Source organism: Enterococcus sp. CSURQ0835 (assembly GCF_902706605.1).
Classification (GTDB): Bacteria; Bacillota; Bacilli; order Lactobacillales; family Enterococcaceae; genus Enterococcus_A.
Window position 1 is genome coordinate 13,591 of record NZ_CACSLH010000002.1, and the last position, 12,911, is coordinate 26,501.

The window sequence follows — 12,911 nt, forward strand, 5'->3', positions numbered from 1 at the left end:
TTAGATTGAAAAAAGGAAGTGAACGTAACAAGGTGTTCACTTCCTTTTTTTTGCTTATTTGTTGAATTTAGAAGTTTGGAAAGAGGATAGACAAAAGTGTGAAATATCTTAATTTTTGTTTGTGATAGAAAATAGAAGCGCTTTCTTTTCGATGGTAATCTTAAAGTGTTGAAAGAGGAGGCGCTAAAATGATTGAAAATCAGAAATTTAAACTGACATTTGGACCAGCCGGACAACTCGTCCAATTGCTGATGAAAGAAGATCCCCATCAGATGAACTGGGTGATCGACGAAAATTATTTAGAACGTTTAGGGTATCCAGGAAAAGATAAAGTGTTTGGTCATTTTGAGTTGAAGCTTACTGACCAGCTTTACACTAGCCAACAAGTTCGTCCGACTGTTGAACAGACAGGCGAACAAATCCATTTTTATTATGCTTTCGGACCAGTGACCGTTAAAGTGAGCTATGATTTAGCAGCTGGTAAGTCCGAACGCTTTGATTGGACGATTGAATTGATCAATCAAACAACGGAACCATTAGCTATAACAGATTTTGGTGTTTGGCTCTCACTTGCTTATGTCATGTTTCGTGATAAAGAAGTCGCTAAAAATATTCATGATTCAGCTGCTGTTTTTCCAGCGATCTCGACTAACTATACGAAAGTAAATGCAGTGCGACGGGATAATGAAGGCGCTAATCTTGGTTTGTATCAAGTTAGCGGTGAGACACGTTCAATCGGGACGTATTGCGAGTATGAAAATCTCTTTTTCGAAAATGTCTCTCCTTCACTAGATGGATTATTATTCCATAAATTGATCTTAGCCGGTGGTTACCCTGAAGGATTTGAAAATCGTGATTGGATCTACTCAAAAGCCGGCTTTACTTTGGAACCACAGTCTAGTAAAAAATGGCAGTATGCTTTTGTGATCAATGATTCGCAAGCTGATTTTTATCAACAAGCGTTTGACTTGAAGCATCCAAAGATCGAATTCGAACCTTTGACGATTGTTTCTCAGCCGATTCAAGTGACCTTTACTTTGCCAGAGCAGGCGATTGAATCGGTTCGTTTAGTGCACAAAGCCAAAACGTTAACCGCAACGGGATTGACCGATCAAGTCACTCAATTGACTCCGACCACGTATCAGCTGCGTTTTACCCCAGAAACTTTAGGAGAGCATCAGTTAATCTTACGGTTAACTGATGGCACAGAAGATTTTGTCGTTTTCAATGTGATGGATGACTTGGCAAATGTGATCGAAGAAAGAGTCGCTTATATTTGCGACACACTTTATAACGGTGCTTCCGGCAGTACACCTTATGCGTTTGAACCGATCTCCAATCAAGGGGAGTCATTAGGTAAATTGACGTTAGTTTTGAAAAAGAATCTGTTAGGGGATTTATCGGTTGAACAGGTTCGAAAAGTTGAGGCCAGCGCAGTCAACTATGTTCGACCAAAGTGGTTCATCGAAGGCGACTTCAAACGACCACGTAAACTGTACGGAGAATTTTACCGCCCAATGGATTTTGAGTATATCGGTCATCTGTTCTTATTATTGTCTGAATTTGATGCGGAAGTCTTACAGCTAAATGATCCTGTCACTTACTTACAATGGACAGCCGATGTCTTTAACTTACGGGTGAATCCAGACTTGCATGAAGGTGAACGTGGGAAAGAAGAAGCGCAAATGTTAGGAGTCTACTTCTTATACATCCAAGAACTGTTAGAAAAACTCAAACATTCAGAGTTACAAGCGACTTATCAAACGATCAAACAATTATGGGAACAAGTTACTCAGCGGGTCAATGCAGAAAGTGTCACGTATCGTTCCGCGATCACGGAACATTTTTATGATAATGCTGGGTTTGGTCCTAGCGCGGGAGCTTTGAGTGAAGTTCGTTTACAAGCGGGTGCTGAACGTTATGGTCAGTTATTGTTAGCGAATATCGGTTATTCCAACGATTTCCGAGCTCAAAATCCGGATCGTTGGTGGGAAGCTTTGACCTATATGATCCATTCATTGTGGGGCGGTGTTACGGCAGCAGCCACGTACAAAGTGTATGAATTCTTGAAAGATCCAGCGTATTTAGAAGCGAGTTATCGGGCCACAGCTGGGATTTTGTATTGCTATGACACGCATTCCACGACCACGTTGCCATTAGCTAAAGGGATGGCGGCTTCGACTTACGCCGTAGCTGGTCCGCATCTCAATCGTCTAGATCTTTCTCGCGAACGTTTCGGTCAAGCAACCTTCTTTAAAGATGGTGGGATCTTTGCTCGATTATTTGAAAATGATACGCAAACGCCGGATTGGGATATGGGCGAAGAACTCGTAGCGTATTTAGATAGTTTTGGTCAAAAAACCTTTATCTTGAAAAATGCCGAACAGATCCGAGTGATCAATGGTAGTTGCGAAACGACATCTGATGGGTATTTGATCAAAAGCTTCGCACCTTACTGTCAAGAGTTCGTTCTCATTGAAGCAGGTAACGAAACAAAAATTGCTTGTGAGAATTCTGAAAAGGAATTATGGTTAAAAAAAGGAGTTGCCATACAATGAAATTAACGATTGATGAAAAACAATTTGCGCTTTCACTGATGTAAAAAGAAAAACCAGCTGGGATGAGTAACGAGCAATTCATCAAAGAAAATTTGTTGCTTTATTTAGAAGCTGTGATCGCGGTCAATCGCTTCAATTCATTGGAAGAGAAGCAATTTCAGCAAATGAAAGAAAATGATATTCGTGAAGTCATTACTGATATTCTAGGTGCTCGCTTAAATTCTTAAAAAGGAGTTGGTAGATCATGTCAGATCAGATCATTTCGATCTCAATCCCACCGTTTCCAGATTTTATCGAAGGCAATGTCCGCGTTTTTAAACCAGGGCAAAATCATCCAGATCGACAAAATCTCGGCTACTTTGATCTGCTGTTTGTCAAAAAAGGTTGTCTCTTTCTGGCTGAAGCAGACCAGAAGTATACGATCCGAGAAAATCAAATGTTTATCTTACTGCCCAATGAGCATCATTGTGCTTGGAAACCGGTGGCTGAAGAAACGGAATTTTATTGGATTCATTTTTATACGACAGCGCCGTGGAAACAAGCGCCACGTTCTAGTCGTCTAGAATCGCAGCTCCCAATTCCTGATCGACATTTTCACCAACGTTCTTATACACTGCATCTACGCAAACAAGCGACGATCAAAGAACCTAAATTGTTATTCCAGTTGATCCAAGAGATTTTAGCTAGTACCTCGGTTGACTCATTGGATAGTATTTGGCGGACTGAAGAATTGTTCTTACGGTTTTTAAAGTTTATTGAAAATCAAGGCGTTTATAAAGACCGATTGACTGTGATCGCTGAACAAGTTCACTTATTTTTAGAAAATCACTTCAATCAGACGATCACAAATAAAACTTTAGAACAGCATTTTCACTTGCATAGCAACTACATTGCGATCGCGATGAAAACGACCTTCAGCAAAACGCCGTTGGAATTATTAGAAGAGATCCGACTTGATCGTGCGCGAAATTACTTACTGAATACTGATTTAGGGATCAAAGAGATCGCGCAGTTAGTTGGCTTTAATTCCGAAGTTTATTTTTCCAACCGCTTCAAGAAAAAAGAGAGGTATTCCCCACAAAAATATCGTAGGCATTATAAAAATAATTAGGAGGAACTCAGAATGGAACAAAACTTAACCGAAGCGACGGCTGTAGCGGGTAAAAAGCACAAATTGTCGCTGGTCAATAAGTTGGCTTATGCCAGTACGGATACGGCTGGTAATCTGTTGTATTGTACATTGACAAGTTTTATTTTATATTTTTATACTGATGTATTTGGGATCTCAGTCGGCGTTGCTGGGACGATCTTGTTAGTCGCTCGGATCGTGGATTCGCTCGATGCGCCGATCTGGGGCTTAATCATTGACCATACGCATTCAAAATACGGACAAAGCCGTCCTTGGTTTTTATGGCTCGCGTTACCATTTGCCATCTTTTTGACCTTGTCATTCATCACACCGAATTTATCAACGAGTCAAAAAGCGATCTATGCGATGGCGACTTATTTATTGACTGGGATCATCTACACCGGGATCTCGACACCGATCACGGCGATCTTACCTAATTTAAGCAATGATTCGGCCGAACGGGTCCAACTGAATACGTTCCGAATGATCGGTGGTAATCTAGGCTATTTTGTAACCGCTTCGTTCACCTTGCCACTTGTTGCCCTTTTAGGTGGCGGCAATGATCAAAAAGGATTTGCCATGACTGCTGGGATGTATTCCGTCGTTGCCATCTTGATGTTCGTCTTTGCCTTTGCTAAGACAGAAGAGATCAACAAAGCTTCAACTGAATCAATGCCGATTCGAGATAGCTTCAAAGCGATTAAAGGGAATTGGCCTTGGGTGATCATCATTTTAGGAAATGTGTTTTATTGGTTAGGCAATACGGTTCGAACTTCGACGGTCATTTATTATTCGCAATATAATTTAGGTCGTAAAAATTATGCTTCTGTTTTAAACGGCTTAGTCTTGGCTCAAGTAGTCGGTGTGGCGTTGATTCCATTGATCATCAAACGATTATCGAAAACAAATACTATGATCTTGGGAATGTCGATTGCTGCGATCGGCCAATTACTGATCGGTTTTTCAGGCACGTATTTCCCACTGATCGCAGCGTCTTGGATCTTAACTGCGCTTGGAACAGGGATCGCAGTTTCGATGCCATTTGCAATGTTATCAGACACAGTTGATTATGGTGAGTGGAAGACCGGGATTCGAGCAAGTGGTTTTTTGACCGCGATCGGTAGCTCGTTTTGTATTAAAATGGGTTCTGGGATCGGAGGTTTTTTACCTTCGATCATCATGGAAAAAATGGGCTATGTAGCCAATCAAAGTCAAAGTGCAAGTGCCTTGCGGGGAATTCAATTCTCATTTGTTTGGTTACCTGCGATCTGTTTTGCAGCCGGTGCTTTAGTGATGCTAGCCTATCGCAAATATGAAAAAAATGAAGAACAGATTCGGCATGAGTTATTGATTCGCCGTAATCAAGCGTAAAGTGAGTCAATTGGCATCCTGAACTTGGGATGCCTTTTTATTTAGCCTAAGTACTATCAATTACTAAAAAAAAACCAACTTGTTCGTACAAATATAGTAAATTTTGTGATTGTTTGTTAAGCTAGTAAAGAAAAAACTAAAGGAGCACGCACATGACGCAAACCAAATATCAAAAAATCGCAGATGAATTGCGGGAAAAGATCTTGGCTGGCGATTATCCAGTTGATACGACGATCCCACCTGAATTACAACTGCAAAAAGATTATGCGGTCAGTCGTCATACTGTCCGTCAAGCGATCGCTTTATTAGTCAACGAAGGCTATTTGCGGCGCGAAAAAGGTTCAGGGACGTATGTTGATGATCGTTATAAGCAAGCAGTGGCAACTCATGTCGAACACAAAACGATCGGTGTGATCACTACCTATCTTTCGGATTATATTTTTCCTTCTATCATACGCGGGATCGAAAAAACATTGAGTACCCAAGGCTATTCATTACTATTAGCTAGTACGAACAACGATTATCAATTAGAAAAAGACTGCTTGCAAAAAATGATCGATTATGGCGTTCAAGGCTTGATCGTGGAGCCGACTAAAAGTAATCAATACAATCCTAATTTAGCTTCTTATGTTCAATTAAAAGAGCAAGGGATTCCAATGGTCATGATCAATGCTGCCTATGAAGAATTAGCGACACCCTATATTCGAGTAGATGATGTCCAAAGTGGCTTTTTAGCGACTGAGTATTTGATCCATCATAAGCATCGGCACTTATTATTTTTGACGAAGATCGATGACTTGCAAGGAAAGTATCGTATGAAAGGCTTTATCGAAGCGTGTGAGAAATACAATCTACAATTTTCACCGGAAGCGATTTTGACTTATACGACTGAGACGCGAAAAACGGTTATTTTACAAGCTGCTCGACAGTTAAAAAATGATCCTAGTATCACGGGGATCATTTGCTACAATGATCAAATCGCGAATGCATTGATGACCGAACTCATCACAGAAGGCTACCAGATCCCGCAAAATCTTTCGATCATCGGGAATGATGATTCTGCTTTGAGTAAGACTGGAATCGTTAAATTGACGACTTTGTCTCACCCGAAAGAAAAAATGGGGATCGATGCAGCGAATTGGATCATTCAAACAATCACGACTCAAAAACCTCAAGATAATATTATCTATGAGCCACAGCTAGTCGAACGAGATTCGGTTCGCCCTAACTGACGAACTATTAGTCAGTAAAGTAAAAGCCCATCTAAAATCTGCTGATTTTAGATGGGCTTTTTGCTCGTTTTAAACGACTTCGATATTTAGTTGGCCAGCTTCGATCCATTTTAGTTTTACGAGTACTTTTTGAACGACTACGGAGATGATGATCGGTAAAACAACTCCGCAAGCAACATAGATCATAAAGCCACGCAAGTCATTTGAAGCAAGATTGATCGGCGCAATGAATGAATTCAAACCAAGACCGGCGATCTTATAGCTCGTTTCAAAATGAAAGAGCATGGTAGCGATTGGAGCACAAACGATCGCAGCGACAAATGGTGGGATTACCAGGCGAGGATTCAACATCAAGTTTGGAAATTGGATCTTTGGAGTCACGACACTTTGGGCGATGTTGGCCCCTAAGTTGTTTTCTTTAAAGGACATCGCAGTGAAACCGACGAACTGGGCGGTCGTTCCGATCAAAGCCGCCGCTGATGAAACGGGGTCCAACATGATCGCAACAGCTAACGCGGCAGAAGATGCAGGTGTCATCAAGAAGACCGCCCACGCAAGTGCGATCAAGACTGAGCCGACTAGTGGATTTACCGCCATAGATTGCGCGATGAAATGACTGACCCAGATCAACGCAGGCGTCGTAACGGCGGCGAGGCCTAAACCGATCAATGAACCAACTAAGGTAGCGGTAAAAGGAACTAACATCATATCCAACGGGGTTTTCCCTGTTAAGTATTTCCCGATTAAAGCGGCAGCTAGTCCAGCTAACACGGCACTGATTGGCTGACCAGTGGTAAACACGCCGGCGCTAGCTGCTTGGGTGGCTGCATGCCCAGTCGCAGTTACGGCATCGATTTTATCACCGGTGAAAAAGACACCATTTGAACCGACTGTCGAAGCGATCATTGAACTGAAGATGACAAGTGTATTAGTCTTCAGCATACTGGCAATTGCAACGCCAAAAGAGGCTGGCAAGAGGATTTGCGCGATTTGTCCGATTTGGCTTAAAGGTTGCCAGTGAACGAAATTGGAAATCGACTGTAATAACAAGCCAACTCCCAGACAGACTAAAATGGCATTTGATACCCCCGCTGATACTTGATAGACGACATCTTTAGTTGACGTTGTTGCTTTTGCATTTCCCATGCTCAACACCTCTTTTTCTGAAAATTTTTACTAATTAAAACATGGTTAATAAACTCTGTCAATAGTTTAATCTAAAAGAAGTTGAAATTTTCTGATAAATGTTCGGGTCCTCTAAAGATTTCATTTGAAATCAATTAGTGCATCTTTTTTTCATTCGGCTAAAAAAAGTGTGTATTAATCTTTTGTTGTAAACGCTTTATATTCAAAGAGTAAACGAAAGAGGAGGAAGTAAACATGGCAGATTGGTTAGCGATTCAAGGGAAAGTAGTCATTGTAACAGGCGGTTCATCAGGCATTGGGGCGAGTATCGTCGCAGAACTTTTGGAGCAAGGCGTGACGGTCGCAAATTTTGATTTGAAGGCCGGAAAACAAACGGCAAAACAGTTAACATTTTATCAAACTGATATTTCAGATCGCGCACAAGTCGAGAAAAATGTCCAACAAGTCAAAGCAACGTTTGGTACGATCGACGGACTCGTCAACAATGCCGGAATCAATATTCCTCGGTTGTTAGTTGATGAAAATGATCCCCATGGGAAATACGAACTAGCCGAAGATGTCTTTGATAAAATTTTCCGAATCAACCAGAAAGGTCTCTTTTTAATGAGTCAAGCCGTTGCTCGAGTTATGGTTGAAAATAAACGTGGCGTGATCGTCAACATGTCATCTGAAAGTGGACTTGAAGGTTCGGAAGGTCAAAGTCCGTATGCTGCAACGAAAGCAGCTGTCAATAGTTACACTCGTTCATGGGCTAAAGAGTTAGGCAAAAAAGGGATTCGAGTCGTCGGGATTGCACCGGGGATTATGGAAGCGACAGGACTTCGAACAGCAGCTTATGAAGAAGCGTTATCTTATACTCGTGGAATCACGGTTGAAGATCTTCGAAGAAATTATAGCAAGACAACGACGATCCCGTTAGGACGCAGTGGTAAATTAAGTGAAGTTGCAGATTTGGTATGTTATTATTTATCTGATCGTTCCAGTTATATCACCGGTGTGACTACGAACGTCGCCGGTGGTAAGACAAGAGGCTAAACAGTGAGGGGGTAATAAAGTGACACTTGTTAATCAGTGGTATCAAATTTTACAGCATTTTATTACTCGGGATCACTTAACATTAGCTGATTTGAAAGAAATAACTCAAGCTAGTACGCAAACAGTCAAAAAAAATATCCAGTTATTGAATGATCAGCTGGAGCAGATCGCACGGATCACTGAAAACAATCAAGTTTACACATTAGAGATCATTGATTCACAACGCTTCGAGATCGTGATGAACGGTAGCCTTAAGCAGCAAACCGATTTTAACTCAGGTTTGAAACGGATCGCTTTTTTGATTGATTACTTCAGTCAAACCGATCAATACGTAGTGATCGATGAACTAGCCCAGCAATTAGAAGTCAGCCGTTCGACAGTCAATAAAGATTTGCGGCACTTAAAACACTTGCTCGCTGATTACCAACTCTCGCTGATTGGAACTCCTAACAAAGGCTTGATTTTACAAGGTAGTGAATCCGCGATCCGAATGTTGTATTTGTATCATGCATTTGATTATTTGCCACAACCGACTTTACCAGCAGAGGTTTTACATGTGATCCAACAAGTTGGACTAGCAAAAAAGTTGGATATTCGAACGATCGGACTGTTGAAAAAAGTCATCATGATCACGCTGCAACGAATCCGGCAGCAAAAAACTTTAACTGGTTCGATCGCGTATTACTGCAACTATTTTGCTAATGATCCGACGATCGAACAGCTACTTGTCACGATTGAGACTAGTTGCAATGTGACCCTGAGTTATTATGATTGGGATTTTCTGTGTTTTCCGTTGAATATTTTCAACAACAATGCAGTTTCTGAGACGCTAGCGGATAATCAAGTAGTCAAAGAATTGTTCCAAGTCATGATGGACCGTATCCATCAAGCTGTGATTTTTTCGGTAGACGAAATAGCATTATTTAAAAAGTTTCGAGCCCATTTTATGTTTTTGATCAATCGAGTCATCTTTCGGGTCCAAACGATCGATATTTTCGGAACGGAATTTAAGCAAAAACATGCTTTTTCATATGAATTAGCTGAGATTGGGATCGCAGCTTTGGCTGATTATTTAGATAAACCGCCTTTGGAAAATGAGATCTCTTATTTAGCAGTTTATTTTGAACTATTATTAAAAAATGACACACATAGTAAAATGAAAGAAATCGCTGTCGTTTGTAACACCGGTAAAGGGACGGCTCTAATGATCAAACGACAATTGGCAAATGTTTTAGGCCCAAACATTAGGATCTCGCATTACTCAGAAGAAGAATATGAAACGAAGGATTTGGATCGTTATTTTGCTGTTTTTACGACTATTCCGTTAAAACATACGAAAGCGACAACATCAGTCATCAAGTTAACAAATTTATTCAATGATAATTGGCTGCTGAGTGAATGGAAAAAAATCATTGCCAAAAAGGCGGTCTCTTTTGAACGTTTTGAGTTTGAATTTGTACAATTAGACCCGCAAAAAGAGTATCAGACGAATCTGACGATCATGCTAAAGCTACTTGAAAAACAGCACTTAGTCAATGCGACTTTTACGAGCTATATTTTGAAAAAGTCACAAGAAGATTCGGCCGTGATCGATAACGGTATTGCTTTTCCACATGGGATCAATCATGCAACGAATAAAGTAGTTGTTGCAATCGGCAGTTACGCGACACCAGACCCAGCTGCAATCGAGCTCGTTTTTTTAGTGGCGATCCCAGTGGAATTGACGGTAGAGTTGGAAGATGAGTTGTTACGCTTTTATGATACGATGTTTGCGATCGCGGCTGATCGATCGTTGCGGCAAGCATTGAAAACAGTCCGTTCAAAAGCAGAATATCAAGAACTAGTTACGAAAGGAGTTGATAAGGATGATTAATCTTTATTTTTTAGGAGCAATTGCGATCATCGCGTATCTCAGTCAAATCATTTTAGGATTGCGCCAGATCAAAAATTTTAATCAAGTCTATGCTCGGATGCGCAAAGCTGGTAAAGTCGCGATCGGCAGACGGCCGGGTCGTCTGACTTCAGGGACACTCTTGTTATGCGCGGTGAACCAGTTAGGAGAGATTACGGAAGCTGAAATGATGCAAGGTGTGAGTGTCTTAGCTCGTTTTAAAGCTAAGCCAGCTTTCGTTGGTTTAAATATCCATTCACTTTCGGCCACGTCACCTGAACTAGCCAAAGAAAATCGCTTTACTAAAAAAGCAATCTTGAATGCAAAGGAAGTTTATTTACAAGTTGAGCAAGGAACTTATCAAGAGACAAAACCCGTCTCGCCGATCATGGGTGTCGGGTTACAATTAAAACTTTGGGAACAGACATTGACTTCAAAATTTACTAAAAGGAGTGTTTGATCATGGAATATGTTACAAAATTTGCAGAAGGCTTCATGAAGCTTTTTCAGACTGGGGCCACGACGTTTATTGGTTGGATGACCAGTATTGTTCCACTAGTTTTAATGTTGATGGTCGCCATGAATACATTAGTCGCATTTTTAGGAGAAGAACGCGTGACAACGATTGCTAAGGCATCTTCTAAAAATGTCTTAACTCGTTATTTGATTTTACCTTTTGTATCCGCTTTTATGTTGGGAAATCCAATGTCGTTTACGATGGCGCGCTTTTTGCCTGAATATTACAAACCAAGTTATTATGCTGCTCAAGCTCAATTTTGTCACACGAGTAATGGTGTTTTCCCTCATATCAATCCAGGTGAACTATTCGTTTGGATGGGAATCGCACAAGGGATCCAAAAGTTAGGATTAAATTCGATGGAACTAGCTGTTCGTTATTTGTTAGTTGGGTTGATCATGAACTTCATCGGTGGGTGGGTCACTGATTTTACTACAGCATTTGTTTGCAAGCAACAAGGAATCACATTGAGTAAAAACGTCACCGAAGTCGCAACTGAACAATAAGGAGGAAATAAATCATGGCTTACAAAAGTATCAATGTCGTCAAAGGTTCAGGTGGCTTTGGTGGGCCTTTAAAAATTACACCGACGGATCAAAAACACAAATTCATCTATGTGACTGGTGGTGGTGAAAAACCGGCGATCGTCGATAAGATCAGTGATTTAACTGGTATGGAAGCAGTCAATGGTTTTAAAACATCGATTCCAGATGACGAAATCGCACTTGCTGTGATTGATTGTGGTGGAACATTGCGTTGCGGGATCTATCCTAAAAAAAATATTCCGACAATCAATATCGTACCAACTGGGAAAAGTGGACCGCTAGCACAATATATTACTGAAAATATTTATGTTTCAGCAGTCGGAGTCAATCAAATTACCACCGCAGACAGTCATAGCAGTCAATCGGCAGCGGGTACCGTTCCCGAAACAAAAACCGAAAAGCAACCTAAATATTCAACGGATAAGAAAATCACCGAACAACGAGCTGAACAACAAAGTTTTATCGCTAAAATCGGGATGGGTGCCGGCAAAGTCGTGGCAACTTTTAACCAATCTGCTCGCGATGGAGTCCAAACGATGATCAATACGGTCATTCCTTTCATGGCGTTTGTTTCACTTTTGATCGGGATCATTCAAGGCTCTGGAATCGGGAAAGTTTTTGCTAATTTGATGAAACCATTAGCCGGAAATATCGTCGGTCTAGTGATCATTGGTTTTATTTGTTCATTACCTTTCTTGTCACCCTTACTAGGACCGGGGGCGGTTATCAGTCAGATCTTAGGGACCTTGATTGGTGTTGAAATCGGAAAAGGCAATATCCCACCGCATTTAGCTCTACCGGCTTTATTTGCGATCAATACTCAAAATGCTTGTGACTTCATTCCCGTTGGTTTAGGGTTAGAAGAAGCAGAAGCTGAAACGGTAGAAGTTGGGGTGCCATCGGTTTTATATTCGAGATTTTTAAATGGGGTTCCACGGGTGATTGTGGCATGGTTAGCAAGTTTTGGTTTATATAGTTAAGCTTTTTTATTGGAGGAGTTAATGATGATTTTTAAAACGAAAGTAATCAACATCGGACCTGAAGCCGAAATGTTCAAATCAGAAAATATGCTGATTTTATTTGGAGAGAATGCACCGGCGACTTTAGCTGATTATTGTTACAATATTGAACTGCGCCCGTCCACTGGGGCGATCACACCGGGAATGCTGATATACTTTGATGACACAAGCTACCGAATCACCGCAGTCGGGAATGTGGCCAAAAAAAATCTGGATGATCTAGGCCATATCTCGTTGCGCTTCAATGGCGCGACTGAAGCAGAACTACCCGGAACGATCTATGTGGAAGATAAAACACTGCCTACGATCAAAATCGGAACGCAAGTGTCGATTGGGTAAAGCAAGTTTAGCTAAAAAACGAAACGATTAAGGAATTCCTTAGTCGTTTCGTTTTTTTGTTTGGTCAATTTGTGAAACAAAAAAAGAAATGTCTGTTTTTTAGTGACTGACAATAACTGGAAAGTGTAA

General features: G+C 41.0%; 12 protein-coding genes. 11 read left to right on the forward strand and 1 reads right to left on the reverse strand.

Annotated features, from left to right (window positions below):
* Nucleotides 1-188 precede the first annotated feature (188 nt).
* From GVJ38_RS01425 to GVJ38_RS01445, 5 genes are all read left to right on the forward strand, one after another.
* Complete coding sequence (locus tag GVJ38_RS01425; RefSeq protein ID WP_159721385.1) at nucleotides 189-2,558, forward strand: hypothetical protein; 2,370 nt, start codon at nucleotides 189-191, stop codon at nucleotides 2,556-2,558.
* A gap of 62 nt (nucleotides 2,559-2,620) precedes the next feature.
* On the forward strand, nucleotides 2,621-2,785 hold the full coding sequence (locus GVJ38_RS01430) for a hypothetical protein (RefSeq protein ID WP_159721386.1): 165 nt from the start codon (nucleotides 2,621-2,623) through the stop codon (nucleotides 2,783-2,785).
* 17 nt (nucleotides 2,786-2,802) lie between these two features.
* Nucleotides 2,803-3,669: a helix-turn-helix transcriptional regulator gene (locus GVJ38_RS01435; RefSeq protein WP_159721387.1), complete on the forward strand. Its 867-nt coding sequence runs from the start codon at nucleotides 2,803-2,805 to the stop codon at nucleotides 3,667-3,669.
* 12 nt (nucleotides 3,670-3,681) lie between these two features.
* Nucleotides 3,682-5,058, forward strand: coding sequence for an MFS transporter (locus GVJ38_RS01440; protein ID WP_159721388.1), 1,377 nt, complete (start codon nucleotides 3,682-3,684; stop codon nucleotides 5,056-5,058).
* Nucleotides 5,059-5,210: 152 nt separating this feature from the next.
* Nucleotides 5,211-6,290 (forward strand): GntR family transcriptional regulator, encoded by a 1,080-nt coding sequence (locus GVJ38_RS01445; RefSeq protein ID WP_159721389.1) that lies wholly within the window; start codon nucleotides 5,211-5,213, stop codon nucleotides 6,288-6,290.
* A gap of 69 nt (nucleotides 6,291-6,359) precedes the next feature.
* Here GVJ38_RS01445 and GVJ38_RS01450 read toward each other — a convergent pair whose 3' ends face one another.
* Entirely contained in the window at nucleotides 6,360-7,436 is a 1,077-nt protein-coding gene (locus tag GVJ38_RS01450; protein ID WP_159721390.1) for a PTS transporter subunit IIC, read from the reverse strand.
* Between the two features lie 234 nt (nucleotides 7,437-7,670).
* Here GVJ38_RS01450 and GVJ38_RS01455 point away from each other — a divergent pair, with 234 nt between their 5' ends.
* The 6 genes from GVJ38_RS01455 to GVJ38_RS01480 are packed head-to-tail and all read left to right on the forward strand — an operon-like array spanning nucleotide 7,671 to nucleotide 12,782.
* A complete protein-coding gene (locus GVJ38_RS01455; RefSeq protein WP_159721391.1) occupies nucleotides 7,671-8,471 on the forward strand; it encodes an SDR family oxidoreductase in 801 nt (266 codons plus the stop codon).
* A 19-nt stretch (nucleotides 8,472-8,490) separates the two neighbouring features.
* Nucleotides 8,491-10,344, forward strand: a complete 1,854-nt coding sequence (locus GVJ38_RS01460; protein WP_159721392.1) for a BglG family transcription antiterminator — start codon at nucleotides 8,491-8,493, stop codon at nucleotides 10,342-10,344.
* Nucleotides 10,337-10,822: a transcriptional regulator GutM gene (locus GVJ38_RS01465; protein ID WP_235032776.1), complete on the forward strand. Its 486-nt coding sequence runs from the start codon at nucleotides 10,337-10,339 to the stop codon at nucleotides 10,820-10,822. Before GVJ38_RS01460 ends, GVJ38_RS01465 begins: the two co-directional genes overlap by 8 nt.
* A gap of 2 nt (nucleotides 10,823-10,824) precedes the next feature.
* Complete coding sequence (gene srlA, locus GVJ38_RS01470; RefSeq protein ID WP_159721393.1) at nucleotides 10,825-11,385, forward strand: PTS glucitol/sorbitol transporter subunit IIC; 561 nt, start codon at nucleotides 10,825-10,827, stop codon at nucleotides 11,383-11,385.
* A 14-nt stretch (nucleotides 11,386-11,399) separates the two neighbouring features.
* On the forward strand, nucleotides 11,400-12,404 hold the full coding sequence (srlE, locus tag GVJ38_RS01475; protein WP_159721394.1) for a PTS glucitol/sorbitol transporter subunit IIB: 1,005 nt from the start codon (nucleotides 11,400-11,402) through the stop codon (nucleotides 12,402-12,404).
* A gap of 21 nt (nucleotides 12,405-12,425) precedes the next feature.
* Nucleotides 12,426-12,782 carry a PTS glucitol/sorbitol transporter subunit IIA gene (locus tag GVJ38_RS01480; protein ID WP_159721395.1) on the forward strand — a complete coding sequence of 119 codons (357 nt, stop codon included), beginning with the start codon at nucleotides 12,426-12,428 and terminating at the stop codon, nucleotides 12,780-12,782.
* Nucleotides 12,783-12,911 lie beyond the last annotated feature (129 nt).